This is a genomic window from Pseudovibrio exalbescens, assembly GCF_028737195.1.
In the GTDB taxonomy this organism is placed as follows: domain Bacteria; phylum Pseudomonadota; class Alphaproteobacteria; order Rhizobiales; family Stappiaceae; genus Pseudovibrio; species Pseudovibrio zosterae.
Genome location: NZ_JAQZAJ010000001.1, coordinates 91,429 through 106,446 on the forward strand (window position 1 = coordinate 91,429; position 15,018 = coordinate 106,446).

Annotated in this window: 16 protein-coding genes; 15 read left to right on the forward strand and 1 reads right to left on the reverse strand. The window is 54.6% G+C overall.

Annotated elements, in window-relative coordinates; genetic code table 11:
* Nucleotides 1-26 precede the first annotated feature (26 nt).
* Nucleotides 27-1,052 (reverse strand): porphobilinogen synthase, encoded by a 1,026-nt coding sequence (hemB, locus tag PUV47_RS00455; protein ID WP_274216474.1) that lies wholly within the window; start codon nucleotides 1,050-1,052, stop codon nucleotides 27-29.
* Nucleotides 1,053-1,333: 281 nt separating this feature from the next.
* Here hemB and PUV47_RS00460 point away from each other — a divergent pair, with 281 nt between their 5' ends.
* The 15 genes from PUV47_RS00460 to PUV47_RS00530 all read left to right on the forward strand — a co-directional run bounded on the left by PUV47_RS00460 (nucleotide 1,334) and on the right by PUV47_RS00530 (nucleotide 14,903).
* Nucleotides 1,334-2,479 (forward strand): isobutyryl-CoA dehydrogenase, encoded by a 1,146-nt coding sequence (locus tag PUV47_RS00460; protein WP_274216475.1) that lies wholly within the window; start codon nucleotides 1,334-1,336, stop codon nucleotides 2,477-2,479.
* Nucleotides 2,480-2,524: 45 nt separating this feature from the next.
* A complete protein-coding gene (locus PUV47_RS00465) occupies nucleotides 2,525-3,574 on the forward strand; it encodes an enoyl-CoA hydratase/isomerase family protein (RefSeq protein WP_274216476.1) in 1,050 nt (349 codons plus the stop codon).
* 41 nt (nucleotides 3,575-3,615) lie between these two features.
* Complete coding sequence (locus tag PUV47_RS00470) at nucleotides 3,616-4,041, forward strand: DUF6163 family protein (protein WP_274216477.1); 426 nt, start codon at nucleotides 3,616-3,618, stop codon at nucleotides 4,039-4,041.
* Nucleotides 4,042-4,146: 105 nt separating this feature from the next.
* Nucleotides 4,147-5,049, forward strand: a complete 903-nt coding sequence (mmsB, locus tag PUV47_RS00475) for a 3-hydroxyisobutyrate dehydrogenase (RefSeq protein ID WP_274216479.1) — start codon at nucleotides 4,147-4,149, stop codon at nucleotides 5,047-5,049.
* 156 nt (nucleotides 5,050-5,205) lie between these two features.
* Nucleotides 5,206-5,718 carry a transcriptional regulator LdtR gene (gene ldtR, locus PUV47_RS00480; protein ID WP_274216480.1) on the forward strand — a complete coding sequence of 171 codons (513 nt, stop codon included), beginning with the start codon at nucleotides 5,206-5,208 and terminating at the stop codon, nucleotides 5,716-5,718.
* A 278-nt stretch (nucleotides 5,719-5,996) separates the two neighbouring features.
* Complete coding sequence (locus PUV47_RS00485) at nucleotides 5,997-7,433, forward strand: L,D-transpeptidase family protein (protein WP_274216481.1); 1,437 nt, start codon at nucleotides 5,997-5,999, stop codon at nucleotides 7,431-7,433.
* 49 nt (nucleotides 7,434-7,482) lie between these two features.
* Entirely contained in the window at nucleotides 7,483-7,671 is a 189-nt protein-coding gene (locus PUV47_RS00490; protein ID WP_274216482.1) for a DUF6898 family protein, read from the forward strand.
* Nucleotides 7,672-7,848: 177 nt separating this feature from the next.
* Nucleotides 7,849-9,162, forward strand: coding sequence for a serine hydroxymethyltransferase (gene glyA, locus PUV47_RS00495; RefSeq protein ID WP_274216483.1), 1,314 nt, complete (start codon nucleotides 7,849-7,851; stop codon nucleotides 9,160-9,162).
* A gap of 42 nt (nucleotides 9,163-9,204) precedes the next feature.
* A complete protein-coding gene (gene nrdR / locus PUV47_RS00500) occupies nucleotides 9,205-9,690 on the forward strand; it encodes a transcriptional regulator NrdR (RefSeq protein ID WP_274216485.1) in 486 nt (161 codons plus the stop codon).
* Nucleotides 9,691-9,732: 42 nt separating this feature from the next.
* A complete protein-coding gene (ribD, locus tag PUV47_RS00505) occupies nucleotides 9,733-10,890 on the forward strand; it encodes a bifunctional diaminohydroxyphosphoribosylaminopyrimidine deaminase/5-amino-6-(5-phosphoribosylamino)uracil reductase RibD (protein WP_274216486.1) in 1,158 nt (385 codons plus the stop codon).
* Nucleotides 10,891-10,903: 13 nt separating this feature from the next.
* On the forward strand, nucleotides 10,904-11,509 hold the full coding sequence (locus tag PUV47_RS00510) for a riboflavin synthase (protein WP_274216487.1): 606 nt from the start codon (nucleotides 10,904-10,906) through the stop codon (nucleotides 11,507-11,509).
* A gap of 99 nt (nucleotides 11,510-11,608) precedes the next feature.
* A complete protein-coding gene (gene ribH, locus PUV47_RS00515; RefSeq protein ID WP_274216488.1) occupies nucleotides 11,609-12,058 on the forward strand; it encodes a 6,7-dimethyl-8-ribityllumazine synthase in 450 nt (149 codons plus the stop codon).
* A gap of 10 nt (nucleotides 12,059-12,068) precedes the next feature.
* Complete coding sequence (nusB, locus tag PUV47_RS00520; RefSeq protein ID WP_274216489.1) at nucleotides 12,069-12,578, forward strand: transcription antitermination factor NusB; 510 nt, start codon at nucleotides 12,069-12,071, stop codon at nucleotides 12,576-12,578.
* Nucleotides 12,579-12,582: 4 nt separating this feature from the next.
* A complete protein-coding gene (gene thiL / locus PUV47_RS00525; RefSeq protein ID WP_274216490.1) occupies nucleotides 12,583-13,590 on the forward strand; it encodes a thiamine-phosphate kinase in 1,008 nt (335 codons plus the stop codon).
* Nucleotides 13,591-13,676: 86 nt separating this feature from the next.
* Complete coding sequence (locus tag PUV47_RS00530; RefSeq protein ID WP_274216491.1) at nucleotides 13,677-14,903, forward strand: MFS transporter; 1,227 nt, start codon at nucleotides 13,677-13,679, stop codon at nucleotides 14,901-14,903.
* The last annotated feature ends 115 nt before the right edge of the window (nucleotides 14,904-15,018 follow it).

Below are 15,018 nucleotides of genomic sequence, written 5' to 3' on the forward strand. Positions count from 1 at the left end.
GCCATAAATAATGGAGAGAGGCTTGTTCAGCCTTTGAGCTTTTTGGCTACTTCCAGCGCGAAATAGGTCAGGATGCCATCAGAACCTGCGCGTTTGAACGCCAGAAGGCTCTCCATCATGGCGCGCTCATAGTCGATCCAACCATTTTGTGCGGCTGCGCAAATCATCGCGTACTCCCCGGAGACCTGATAGGCATAGGTGGGGACGAGGAAAGTGTCTTTCACCCGGCGGATGATATCAAGGTACGGCATGCCTGGCTTGACCATGATCATGTCGGCCCCTTCCTGCAGATCTAGCTCGGCTTCGCGCAGGGCTTCATCCGTATTTGCGGGGTCCATCTGATAGGTACGTTTGTCGCCCTTCAGCATTGCGTTGGTACCAACGGCATCTCGGAAAGGGCCATAGAACGCTGAGGCATACTTCGCAGAGTAGGCCATTACCTGACGATCGTCGAAGCCGTTTGCATCCAACGTCTCGCGAATGGCACCGATACGGCCGTCCATCATGTCAGATGGGGCGATAACGTCGGCACCTGCTTCAGCCTGCACGAGCGCCTGGCGGCATAGCTGCTCGACTGTTTCGTCGTTGACGATAATCTCACCGCGCAACAAGCCGTCATGCCCATGACTGGTATAGGGGTCGAGGGCAACATCGGTAACCAGGCCGACGGGAATGCCTTCATCCTTGATGGCGCGCAGGGCGCGACAAATCAGGTTGTTGTCGTTTAGTGCCTCGGTGCCGTCGTCGTCACGCAATTCATTTGGTGTGTTGGGAAAGAGCGCCAGCGCTGGAATGCCAAGTGTGGCGGCTTCCTCAGCGGCCTTGACCGCTCTGTCAACGGTATAGCGTTCGACGCCCGGCATGGAGGAGACAGCCTCGGTTGCGTTGTTGCCATCCATCAGAAAAATTGGCCAGATCAAATCGTTCACTGTTACCTCGTTCTCGCGGACCAGTCGGCGTGACCAGTCACTGGAACGATTGCGTCGCATGCGGCGGCCGCCAAGTACGGACGCAACGTTGGGAACGTGAGGAGTATTGATCTTATCTGCCATTGAAATTCACCGTTAAGAACCTTTTGGGGCCCGGCGAGGCGAAACGCTATGCCGTCTCAGTCGGGGATAGTGTTTTTGCAGATAACATAGGCTGGCGGTAGGATTCACCTCAAAACCTCCCTTTTTTCTGCAAGTTCGATCATTTTTTTCCAGCAAGCTCAAATTATTCTCTCGTGATATATGTGCTGCTATATGCGAATTGACGCAGTGCCACTGTGCGCGTACCGATTGCGCAAGCTATAGAAAATGCTGATCTATTGTAGTTTGGGAGGGCTGCAACTATGGATTTTCAACTGACAGAAGAACAGCGCGCCATTGTTGATATGGCGTCCAGTTTTTCCGCCGAAGAATTAGCTCCATTTGCCAAAGAGTGGGACGAGAACTCTTTCTTTCCGGTCGAAACGCTGAGAAAGGCTGCCGAGTTGGGCATGGCAGGTCTTTACGTTCCTTCAGATGTTGGCGGTTCTGAGCTGGGGCGTCTGGATGCGGCTTTGATCTTTGAAGAGCTTTCCAAGGGATGTACCTCCACCGCAGCTTTTCTTTCCATCCACAACATGGTGGCGGGAATGATCGACAAGTTCGGAAATGAGGAGCTGCGTCAGCGGTTCTTGCCGCAGATGTGTAGCATGGGCATGATCGCAAGCTACTGCCTTACCGAACCGGGATCTGGTTCCGATGCCGCAGCGCTGCGCACCCGCGCTGTTCGCGATGGCGACGAGTATGTTCTGAACGGGTCCAAGGCGTTCATCTCTGGTGCTGGAACTTCTGATCTTTACGCGGTGATGGTGCGCACGGGCGAGGAGGGGCCGGCTGGGATCTCCTGTGTGATTGTTGAAAAAGGAACGCCGGGCCTCAGCTTTGGTGCCAATGAGCACAAGATGGGATGGCGCAGCCAACCAACGGCGCAGGTGAACTTTGAGGATTGCCGTGTGCCAGTCGCCAATCGTATCGGTGAAGAGGGGGGTGGCTTCAAGATCGCCATGATGGGGCTCGACGGCGGGCGGCTTAACATCGGCGCATGCTCCTTGGGTGCCGCTCAGGCCTGTTTGGATCAGGCAATTCAGTATATGGGGGAGCGTAAGCAGTTTGGCCGCAATCTAAACCAGTTCCAGGCGTTGCAGTTCCGCATTGCGGATATGGCAACGGAGCTGGAGGCGGCGCGCCTGTTGCTGTACAAGGCGGCGTCGTTGCTGGATCAGAAAGATCCATCCGCCACCAAAATGGCTGCAATGGCCAAACGCCTTGCGACCGACACGGGGTTCAAGGTGGTCAATGATGCGCTGCAGCTGCATGGCGGGTATGGCTACCTGAAAGACTATCCTCTGGAGCGCTATCTGCGCGATGTTCGCGTGCACCAGATCCTTGAAGGCACCAATGAGATCATGCGTCTCATTATATCCAGAGAGATTTTCCGCGAAGCTCAGTAAGTGAGTCTCTTTGCGGATCTGCTTTAATCAAACAACGGAGCTTGAATGACTATGACTGATGAGGTCCTTTTTGAGCGAAAGGGCCATGCTGGTCTTATGGTGCTCAATCGTGCGAAAGCGCTGAACGCCCTGACCCATGACATGGTTGTCGCCATGCACAACCATTTGACTGAATGGGACGCGGACCCAAGTGTTCGCCACATCATCATCAAGAGCAACAGCGACAGAGCCTTTTGCGCCGGAGGGGACATCCGTCAGGTTGCCAAGGCCGGACCGGAAAAGGCTGCAGAAACGGTTCAGTTCTTTGCTGATGAGTATCGTCTCAATGCGGCGATGAAAGCCTGCAAGACCCCATTGGTTGCGCTTATCGATGGCATTGTTATGGGGGGCGGTGTTGGCATTTCAGTGCATGGGCACTATCGCGTCGGATCGGAGAAGACGCTGTTTGCCATGCCTGAAACCGGTATTGGCTTCTTCCCGGATGTGGGCGGCGGATACTTCTTGCCGCGATTGCCCTATGCGCTGGGCTATTACTGCGCGCTCACGGCAGAGCGCCTCAATCAGGCCGACTGTTGCTGGGCAGGCATATTGACCCACGCCGTGCCAGCGGAAAAGTTTGAAGCTCTAGAGGCGGCCCTTTGCGCGGCTGATAATGTCGAATCCGTTCTGGACGAATACGGTGTTGAGGCGGGCCATGCGCCGATCTCCGACAAAGCTCAAGTCATCGAGAGCTGTTTTGGCGTTGATACCACTGCTGGCATCTTCGAGGCGTTGAGCCAGCTGGAGGCAAGCAGCGATGACGATTTTGCGCGCAAGACGCTCGACACCCTCGGGGGGCGCTCGCCCACCAGCATTGAGGTTGCTTTCCGTCAGTTGAAACGCGGCGCAGAGCTTTCCATGAACGATTGCATGATCATGGAATACCGGATTGTGTCGCAGATTTTGCAGGGGCATGACTTCTATGAGGGCGTGCGCGCAGTGCTTATCGACAAGGATCATAGTCCAAAATGGCGTCCAGAGCGCATGAGTGAGCTAAATGAGGTTGAAATTGAAGCGCATTTCATGCCACCCAAAGGAGGCGATTTGACTCTCTAGGCCGACAAGGCCTTTCAACTGGGGCCATTAGGAACAGGCTTATGCGAAATACACTGGAGCACATGGTTCGCAGAGGACCCTCCTTCACGGAGATGTTGCATGTGTACCTGCGCCTGATGGCTCTCATCATGCTGGGTGCGGGACTCATACACTGGGCCCGCATCGTTGGGGCTGAGAGTTGGAGAGGCCTCTACTTTCCCGATATGCCGACCGAATGGCAGAGTGCAATTGTGTTCTTTGCCGTTCTGGACCTGATTGCCGCTATTGGCCTGTGGCTGCTCGCCAGCTGGGGAACGGTCATCTGGCTGTTTCGTTCATTGTGCCAGGTCGTGATGCACACGGTGTTCGCTGAGACTTTCGCGCGCCGACCCTACGAGATCGCTTTTTATATGGCCGCTATCGCCCTTTATCTGGTCCTTTTGTACCTCTCCGAGAGATTCGGAGAAGAGCAGGCCAAGCGCTCCTGAACTCCCCGTATTCTGCTAAGGTAGGGCTGCACAGGATAAGTGTTTGTGCTGACACTGCACCTATGCCGTGAATAACAAGCTTCGGACAATTTAGGGGAGGTAAATATGTCTGGTGACTTAAGGAAGATTGCGTTCATTGGTCTTGGGAACATGGGCGGTCCGATGGCCATCAATCTGGTCAAGGCTGGCCATGAGGTGACAGGTGTCGACCTATCCCCAAGTGCGCAAGAAGCCATAAAAAAAGCAGGGGGAATATGTGCGCAAAGCATAAGTGCGGCTGTTAAAGAAGCCGAAGTTGTTGTTACCATGTTACCTGCTGGAAAACACGTAGATGCCGTTTATCGCGGTGAGGATGGTGTTTTGAAGCATGCAAAGCCAGGCACACTTCTGATTGATTGCTCAACCATCGATGTGGAGAGTGCTCGGAAAGTGGCGGAAGCTGCGCATGAGGCCGGAATGCATATGATTGATGCGCCGGTTTCCGGGGGAGCAGTTGGGGCAGCAGCTGGAACCTTGACCTTCATGGTCGGCGGTTCTGATGAGGCTGTAGAACAGGCACGTCCACTCCTTGATGTTATGGGGAAGTCGGTCGTGCATGCCGGGGACGCCGGCGCTGGGCAAGCCGCCAAGATTTGTAACAACATGCTGCTTGGCATTTCGATGATTGGAACGTGCGAGGCATTCTTGCTGGCAGAGAAACTGGGTTTGGATCCTCAGAAGTTGTTTGACGTGGCTTCAACTTCATCCGGTCAATGTTGGTCTTTGACGAGCTACTGTCCGATACCGGGTCCAGTTTCGACATCGCCAGCGAACAATGATTACAAGCCTGGCTTTGCAGCTGCGATGATGCTGAAGGATTTGCACCTTGCTCGTGAGGCCGCTGATTCCTTTGGAGCCGAGACCCCCATGGGGCATCGTGCAGCCGAGCTCTATGAGCAGTTTTGCAACAGTGATGGTGAAAACCGCGATTTCTCCGCAATAATACAGTTCCTTCGCGGCGGATCGTAAACGAATGGTTACCCGGGTGTGTGATGCGCACTGTGAGAATTAAGGGATCATTAAGTGTATCTCTTAAGCGGTTCTTAGAGCCGGTGGGGTAAATTTGCTTCAAGTGCGGAACAAAAATACGACTTGCACGGCAATATGGACATGAGGCGCAACCAAATGGTGAACACAAATAGGGCAGTCGAAGTCCTGCCGCAGGAAGAAGAGAAGGCTGAGTTGAAGCCTGCTTATCTTGAGGCACTCACACTGATTGAACGACTGCACCGTCGTCTTCTTGACGTCATCAAGGATGAATTTGATCGGATGGGACGATCAGATGTAAACAGCGTACAGGCTCTGTTGCTGTTCAACATCGGGGATTCCGAATTGACGGCAGGCGAACTGCGCACCCGTGGCTACTATCTGGGTTCCAACGTTTCTTACAATCTTAAGAAGCTTGTCGAAACTGGGTACATCAATCACGAACGCTCTCGCATGGATCGTCGTTCTGTGCGCGTAAGTCTGACCGAGAAGGGCAGAGAGATCGCGCAGATTGTTGATGACCTTTATGGCCGTCATGTCCTGTCTATCGAGCAGGTCGGGGAACTTGGCACCGAGAACCTTGTCGAGCTCAATCGCTCCTTGCGTCGTCTCGAGCGTTTCTGGACAGACCAGATTCTCTATCGCTTGTAAGCGTTGGATCACACACCCCATTCAAAAACGTCGCCTCCATCAGGCGGCGTTTTTGTGTTTGGAGCATGAGGCGCAGCACGACAGATGCGTTGCGCTGGAACTTGCCGGTGTGAATGTTGGGCGAAAGGCGTCAAACGGACATGAAGCAGCCATATTGAGCTGGCTTTTTCTTCAGGTATCGGGCGCACTGGGGTGTTTCGCGCCCACTTGTTGTTATCACGCGGTTGCAAAATCCCTTGGACCATGCCACGAGCATGGAGCCGGAGCAGGGGCCTAACATGAATGCTCCAGCCGGGGACGTGGTTACCAAATCCTTAGAAACCATCGGGTATGCTGGATTGGTAGCCGGTATTAAAGAAATTGGAGAGCTATTCGTGTTGAGCCAGATCGACCAAACTCGCCGATCCAGACTCATTTCTCTGCTGTGCGGGGCTGCACTGGCAATGAGTGCTGGCGCTGCTGTTGCGCAGGTAAATTCAGGTGTGCCGAACAGCCTGGGAAATGACGGATTTGCGCCTGCTGCTGAGCTGCCTTCTGGACAGCTGCAGTTTGTTGACGGTACCGAGTGGCAGGATAGCTTTGATAGGGGCTCTGGAAAGCTGGCGAAGCTGGACTTCCAAAAGCCCAGCATCACTCTGGAGACGGCAGACTATCTGCGCGGTGCAATTTACAAGTATCAGCAGATCGTCGTGAATGGCGGCTGGCCGCAGGTACCGGGCGGCACAAAGGCCATGCGGATGGGGATGCGCCATGACAATGTCATTGCGTTGCGCCAACGCCTCATGGTTTCAGGCGATCTGGCACAGTCCGCTGGGCTGTCCAATACCTTTGACAGCTATGTGGATTCGGCGGTTCGTGCCTTCCAGTTACGCCACGGCCTGACACCAGATGGTGTCGTCGGTCAGGATACTCTGGACGCCCTCAACGTGTCAGCGGATGCGCGTTTGCGCCAGCTTCAGACCAATCTGGAGCGGGTTGAGGAACTGGCGCCAAAGCTTAAAGATCGCTATGTGATGGTGAACATTCCGGGCGCCTCCATCGAAGCGGTTGACCATGGACAGGTTCGTTCACGCCACACCGCCGTGGTTGGCAAGATCGATCGGCAGACTCCGATTGTGAATTCGGCCATTCACGAGTTGAACTTCAATCCGTATTGGACGGTTCCGGTCAGCATTATCCGCAAGGATCTGATCCCGCGTATGCAGGAAAACCCGAACTACCTGGCGGAAAACCGCATTCGTATCTTTGATTGGCATGGAAACGAGCTGCAGTGGCAGGACATTGACTGGGGCACTGACGAGGCGACGCAGTATCGCTTCACGCAGGAGCCGGGCGACGGCAACTCCATGGGCACCATGCGCATCAACTTCCATAACACCCATCAGGTCTATCTTCACGACACACCAGAGCAATCGCTGTTCGGCAGCGGCTATCGCTTCCATTCCTCAGGTTGCGTGCGCGTTCAGAACGTGCGTGAGCTGGCAACCTGGCTGTTGTCCTCCACCACGCCTGAGTGGGACCGGTCTCGGGTGGATGATGCGATTCGCAGCGGTGAACGTCTTGACGTGAGGATGAAGAGCAAGATTCCACTGCATATGGCCTATATTACCGCTTGGGCGCAGGCCGATGGTGTTGTTCATTTCCGCGGTGATATTTACAACCGAGACGGAATTGGAACCGGCGGCACCGACACAGCGGCGATCAATGTAAATTGATCTGGCGAAGTGCCGCGGAGTTCCGCGGCATTTTTGTTTGGGGGCGTGTGTGAGCAAGCCAAGTACAATCTTTTTCGAACTGCATCAGGTTGGCCGATATGTGAAGGTGAGCGCCATCTGCGCGGACACTGGTACGGAAGTGTCTGTTGTGGGCGACCCCAATGCCTCGCAGGCACAACTAAAAGCTTTGGCAGCTCAGAAACTGAAACGCCGTTTGGAACGGGATCAGAAGAGCTGAAGGCAAATATGGGTGAACACCGGCCCAATCATGCTCTATGTAGTCTCTAGACCCTTGGTTTGCGTGGTTTCCTGTGGTAGCACGTGTGCTCCCAGCGCAAGTTGAAAGCGCCCGGGGTGTTGGCGGTTTGGCTCCTGACCCCGCCATTTAGCGACACCAAAGATATGAGGCCTTACAATGTCCCTGACGGATAACACAGTCAGTACTCCACTGTACCCAGACTTCTTTACAGGTTCATTGGCCGACGGCGACAAGGAAATCTTTGAGGCGATCAACCTGGAGCTCTCTCGTCAGCAGAATGAGATTGAGCTGATCGCATCTGAGAACATCGTCTCGGCTGCAGTCATGGAAGCCCAAGGCTCCGTGATGACCAACAAATACGCTGAGGGCTATCCGCGTCGTCGCTACTACGGCGGTTGCGAGTATGTCGATATTGCTGAAGAGCTGGCGATCAGCCGCGTTAAGGAATTGTTTGGCTGCGAGTTCGCCAATGTTCAGCCAAACTCTGGTTCGCAGGCTAACCAGGCGGTTCTGATGTCGATGGCCAAACCGGGCGACACACTGCTCGGCATGAGCCTTGATGCTGGTGGTCACCTGACGCACGGCGCGAAGCCCAACATGTCCGGTAAGTGGTTCAATGCTGTTCAGTACGGCCTTGATACATCCACTGGCCTGATCGACATGGACGAAGTTGCCGCTCTTGCGCGTGAACACAAGCCTGCGATCATTATCGCCGGTGGTTCTGCCTACTCCCGTCAGATTGACTTTGCTGCGTTCCGCGCAATCGCTGATGAAGTTGGTGCCTATTTTTGGGTTGATATGGCGCACTTTGCTGGTCTGGTGGCTGGTGGTCAGCACCCATCTCCATTCCCGCATGCCCATGTGGCAACGTCTACCACTCACAAGACCTTGCGTGGTCCGCGTGGTGGTTTGGTTCTGACCAATGATGAGGCCATCGCCAAGAAGATCAATTCTGCGATCTTCCCGGGTCTGCAGGGTGGTCCGTTGATGCATGTGATTGCCGCGAAGGCTGTCGCATTCGGCGAAGCGTTGCGCCCGGAATTCAAGACCTACGCCAAGAACGTTGTGGAGAATGCGCAGGTTCTGGCTGAAACTCTGCGCGAAGGCGGGCTGGACATCGTTTCTGGCGGCACGGATACCCACCTGATGCTTGTGGATCTTCGCCCGAAAAACCTGACGGGTAAGGCCGCCGAGAAGTCTCTAGGCCGTGCGAACATCACCTGTAACAAAAACGGTGTACCGCTAGACCCTCAGAAGCCAACGATCACTTCCGGGATTCGTCTTGGAACGCCTGCTGGCACCACTCGTGGGTTCGGTAAGGAAGAGTTCCGTGAAATTGGCCTCTTGATCACTGAGGTTCTGGACGGGCTGCGTGAAGCGAACAGCGACGAAGGCAATGAAGCTGTTGAGCTGGCCGTTAAGGAAAAGGTGGTCAAGCTGACCAGCCGTTTCCCGATTTACGGCGGCTGATAAGAGCTTAAAAAGACTGGTATTTAGGGGAGGCACACGCATATGCGTTGTCCATATTGTGGTGGCGAAGATACGCAGGTAAAGGATTCTCGGCCGACCGAGGATAATACTGCCATTCGCCGGCGCCGTGTTTGTCAGACATGTGGCGGGCGTTTTACAACGTTTGAGCGCGTGCAGCTGCGTGAGCTGACAGTGATCAAGCGCAATGGACGTCGTGTGCCTTTCGACCGGGAGAAGTTGATGCGTTCGGTGCTCATCGCAACGCGCAAACGCCCGGTGGAGCCAGAACGGATCGAGCGCATGGTGAGCGGCCTTGTCCGCCAGCTAGAAAGCTCAGGAGAAAGCGATGTGATGGCCGAGGATATCGGCCATCTCGTCATGGAAGGCCTCAAGGCGCTGGATGATATCGCGTATGTGCGGTTTGCGTCGGTCTACAAGAACTTCCGCGAGGCCAAGGACTTTGAAGCTCTTCTTGATGAATTGAGCGATGCAGAGTCAGACCCTTTACTTATGCCTAGAAGAGATTAAGTGTACCTAGTCGTTACTCTGTAATCGTATGAGGTACCAGCTTTGCCGGATACAGCTGTTGAGCGCGAGATCGCCGACGGACCTATGACCCGCGCATTGGATGAGCAGTTTATGGCTGCTGCGGTGGCATATGGTCGGCGCGCGCAAGGACGCACCTGGCCCAACCCGCCTGTTGGCGCGGTTATAGTAAGGCAGGGACCTTTTGGGCCCGTAGTTGTGGGACGGGGCGCGACCATGCCCCCGGGCGGTCCCCATGCTGAAGTTGTGGCGCTGGAACAGGCTGGAGACGCGGCGCGTGGCGCTACAGCCTACGTCACACTTGAACCTTGCGCGCATCAGGGGCGTACCGGGCCCTGTGCTCTTGCCCTCGTAAAGGCCGGTATCTCCCGCGTTGTGTACGGTATTGCCGATCCTAATCCGTTGGTAGGTGGCAAGGGACATGGCATCCTGCAGGAAAATGGAATTGCGGTGACCTCAGGCGTTCTGGAGAAAGAATGCCGTGAAGCAGTGCAGGGCCATTTGGCGCGCGTGGAAAAAGGCCGTCCGCACCTGATGCTGAAGATGGCAATTTCTGCCAATGGCTACATCGGTCAGACTGGGGAAGGGCAGCTTGCCATCAGCAGCGCGCTGAGCAAACGCCTGGTGCATGGTTTGCGTGCCCGATTTGATGGCATCCTGATTGGCATCGGGACGGTTCTTGAAGACGACCCGGAGCTGACTTGCAGATTGCCCGGAATGATAGGGCAGTCTCCGGTGCGCATCGTCCTCGACAGCCAAGCGCGTTTGCCGCTCGATTCCAAGTTGGTCAAGTCATGCCGTGAGGTGCCGCTCTGGGTTTTGACCGGCGAGAATGCATCGGATGCTCGTGTGAGTGCGCTCGAACGCCTTGGTGTGACCGTCATCAATAACGACTGTGTACGTAATGGCCACGTGTGCCTTGATACGGTGCTCTCCGCTCTCTACATGCGGGGTCTGTCTCAAGTTCTTGTCGAAGGGGGCGCCCACATTGCTCGCGCGATGCTCGATGAGAAAGTCATTGACGAGGCCATCATCTTCAAAGGGCAGAGCGTTGTCTCTGGGACCGGAATTCTGCCGTTCCTGGACGAGGGCGTGGAGGCTCTGGACAAAACTGGACGGTTTGACCGCAAACTTGAGCGGTATAGCGGTGGGGACGCCGTGCTGCACTACCGTGCGAAGTAAGGAGATCACATAAGTGTTCACTGGCATTGTTACCGATCTTGGCAAGATCACATCCGTGGAAAAGGTTCCTGCGGGGCTTAAGTCCCGTATCGCTTGTTCATACGAGGCCAATGGCATCGCTATTGGCGCATCCATCGCGTGTGGTGGTGTGTGTCATACAGTGATTGCCAAGGGTGTTGAGGACGGCAAGACCTGGTTTGAAGTGGAATCGGCTACGGAAACCCTGCAGCTAACCACTGTTGCAGGCTGGAAAGCTGGCGATAACATCAACTTGGAGCGCTCTCTTGCCATGGGCGATGAGCTGGGCGGGCACTTGGTCCTTGGGCATGTAGACGGTACCGCGACCATCATTGAGCGCACTGAACATCCTGACAGTGTGTATCTTAAGTTCGAATGCGCTGAGGAATTCGCAAAATTCATCCCCAAAAAGGGGTCGGTATGCCTTGATGGAACTTCGCTTACAGTGAATGAAGCGGATGGTAACACATTCTCGGTATTCCTTATCCCTCATACTCTGTCAGTGACCACCTGGGGCGATCGAAAGGTGGGCGACAAAGTAAACCTTGAGGTTGATATGATGTCGCGTTATGTAGCGCGGCTCGCAGAATTCACAGCGTGATTTGAATGCCGCAACTGCGGCATCAAATTGTCTGGACAAACTACCCGAGACGTGGTTCCTGACCACAAGTTTCACAAGTCTAGTAGAGAGAGCACCGTCATGAGTGTCATTCCACATATCCTCGTTATTGAGGCCCGGTTTTATGAAGAGCTAGCGGATGCACTTTACGATGGAGCCGAAGAGGTTCTGGAGCGTGCTGGCGCGAAAATCTCTCGTTTGGCAGTGCCTGGCGTACTGGAGATCCCATCTGCGCTGTCCATGGCGCTAGCGGCCATGGAAAACGGCGATGCGGATTACGACGGTTTCGTGCTGCTCGGCTGCGTGATCCGTGGTGAGACCACGCACTATGACATTGTGAGCAATGAGTCTGCCCGTGCCATCATGGAACTGACCATTGATGCAGCGGTGGCTGTCGGCAACGGCATTCAGACAGTTGAGAATCAGGAACAGGCTTGGGCTCGTGCGAGCGCAGACAAGAAGAATAAGGGTGGTGGTGCAGCAGAAGCGTGCCTCGCGATGATTGGTGTGCGCGACCACTTCGGAGTTTGAAATTAGGTCTATGACTACCGACGACAATAACAAAAACGAAATTGAAGTTCGTCCAGCGAACAAGCGAGGCGCAGCGCGCCTCGCAGCCGTTCAGGCCCTCTATCAGATGGAAGTTGGCGGCGCGCAGATGAATGACGTGCTGGGCGAGTTTGAAGCATTTCGCCTTGGCAAGGAAATGGATGGCGACCAGTACCGTGATGCGGATCCGGCATGGTTCCGTGATCTCGTGATGGCCGTGATCGATGATCAACGTGTGATCGATCCACGCATCCATCAGGCACTGTCTGATGATTGGCCGCTTCGCCGCATTGATGCGACGCTGCGCGCGATCCTGCGCGTGGGGGCTGCTGAGCTCTATCGCAAGAAGGATGTGCCTGCCCGTGTGATCATCAATGAGTACATTGATGTATGTAAGGCGTTCTTCGAGCAGGATGAGACACGTCTTGTAAACGGCATCATGAACCGTCTGGCTCGCGAGCTGCGTCCTGAAGAGTTCGACGACGCTTCAAAGAGCGCGTAAGTTTATGGTGGAGCGAAGGCTTGGCGAATTTGAGCTGATCGAGCGCTATTTCGCTCCACTTGCTGATGGCGCAGGGGCCGCGGGCCTCAAGGACGACGCCGCGGTCTATACCCCTCAAGATGGCCACGACATTGTTGTCAGCAAAGACATGTTGGCCTCTGGCGTCCATTTTTTCCCTGAAGATCCTCCCGCTGCAATTGCAGCAAAGGCGCTGCGGGTAAACCTGTCGGATATTGCGTCCAAGGGAGCACGTCCCACAGCGTACGCGCTTGGACTCGGGCTTGCCTCAGATGTCGATGAGCACTGGATTGCCGAGTTTTGCAAAGGCTTGGGGGAGGACCAGAGGACCTATGGAATCACCTTGCTTGGTGGAGATACCATCAAGACAGGGGGGCGAATGGTGCTTTCTGTAACCTTCTTTGGGGAACTCCCCCGTGGAAGCACGGTACGTCGAACATCCGCCTCTGAAGGCGACTATATTTATCTTACCGGGACCGTTGGAGATGCTGCTCTCGGCCTTCAGTTGCGACTGAGTGCAGAGCGTGCAGGGCAGATTGGGCTTTCCGAGGACGATGCGGATTTTCTGCTGAACCGGTATCTGCTGCCACAACCGCGTGTGGTTGCTGCAGATGCTGTTAGGCAGTTTGCGTCTGCCTCCATGGATGTGTCGGATGGGCTTGCAGCTGATCTTGAGCATATGTGCAAGGCGGCAGACCTATGGGCTCACGTTGAGTTGGACCAGCTTCCATTGTCACGCGCGGCTGGCAACTGGGTTGCAGCTAAACCTTCTGACATTACGACGGTGATCACTGGCGGTGATGACTATGAGCTGCTTTGTGCCGTCGCTCCTAATCACGCAGAAGGCTTTGAACGCGCTGTGAGCAAAGCTGGTGTGCCCGTGACGCGAATTGGTAGATTTGTTTCGCCCGAACCCACTGATCCTCGTGTTCAGTTCCTCAGTTCTGAGGGCGTTTTGGACCTCCATGGCGTGAGCGGTTATCGGCACGTTTAGCCTGAAGTCTACTTAGTTTTCCCAATAAGAGGGTTGTTGGTTCCTCGTTTAGGGGTAGTGTTCTCTTCCGTAGAGGAGAGAACTGGATGACGACAACCACTGAGTCTGCGGGCACCATCGACGATACTTTGGCCCGTCGCAACGCGCTTTTGCTTTCTGTGGCGCAGGCCTTGGGTGGTTCATCCGCGACGATTGTTTTTGCAACGACGTCTATTCTGGGTGCGAGCCTTTTGGGTGCGGACAAATCTCTCGCCACACTTCCTGTAACTGCGTTCGTGCTGGGAACGGCGCTCGGCACCTTACCCGCCGGGCTAATCATGCGCCACTTTGGGCGGCGAGTCGGCTTTTCCTTTTCCATGCTGTTGGGCTTTGTTTTTTCCCTGATTGCTGCACTTGCAGCCTACTATGGGCACTTTTATCTCCTGTGCTTCTCAACGCTCGGCACAGGGTTGGTGGCAGCATTTGTCCAGCAATTCCGCTTTGCTGCTGCTGACACAGCGAGCGATGGCTTTAAGCCCAAAGCGATTTCTCTGGTGCTCGCCGGAGGCATCCTGGCCGGAGTGATCGGACCACAAACGGTCATTTGGACCAAAGATTTGTTTGAGCCTTTTCTGTTTGTCGGCACTTACTTGGCGCAGGCGGTTTTGAGCCTCATTGCGTTTTTTGTTGTAGTGAATGTCAGGGTTCCATTGCCGCCAAAGCGCAACTCGGTTGGCCACAAGCAGGGTAGGCCGCTCTCGTACATCATGAAGCAGCCAAGCTTTGTGGTTGCCGTGCTCTGCGGAATGATCAGCTATGCGATCATGAGCTTGGTGATGACGTCTGCGCCACTTGCAATGATCGCCTGCGGCCTTACAGAAACGGATGCAGCGCTCGGCATACAATGGCACGTTGTAGCCATGTTCGGTCCGTCCTTCATTACAGGGAATCTGATCACCAGATTTGGTGCCCTGAAAATAATGGGAGTTGGATTCGGCCTCTATCTTTTGTGTTCCATGGTTGCGCTGACTGGATTGGAGCTCTGGATCTTTTGGAGCTCTCTGGTTTTACTTGGCCTTGGATGGAATTTTTCTTTCGTTGGCGCTACTACATTGCTTACGCAGACATATCGGGATGAAGAGCGCAACATGGTTCAGGCGTTCAATGACTTTTTAGTATTTGGTCTTGTCGCAATTTCTTCATTCTCATCCGGGAAGCTCTTGCATTCATTTGGCTGGGAAACCGTGAACACTATGGTGTTTCCGTTTATTGCAGTGTGCCTTGTTTCTTTGATCTGGCTTGGTCTTAGACGTAAAACTGAAAGTATAGCCTGAGCAAACCGTTGTAGGTGTACGTGCTGTCAACATACGTGTTACCTAGGACTACCCCATAAAACGTTATTGACGGATAGTGCCTGCCATATACCGTCTTACTACGCATAACTCTGTA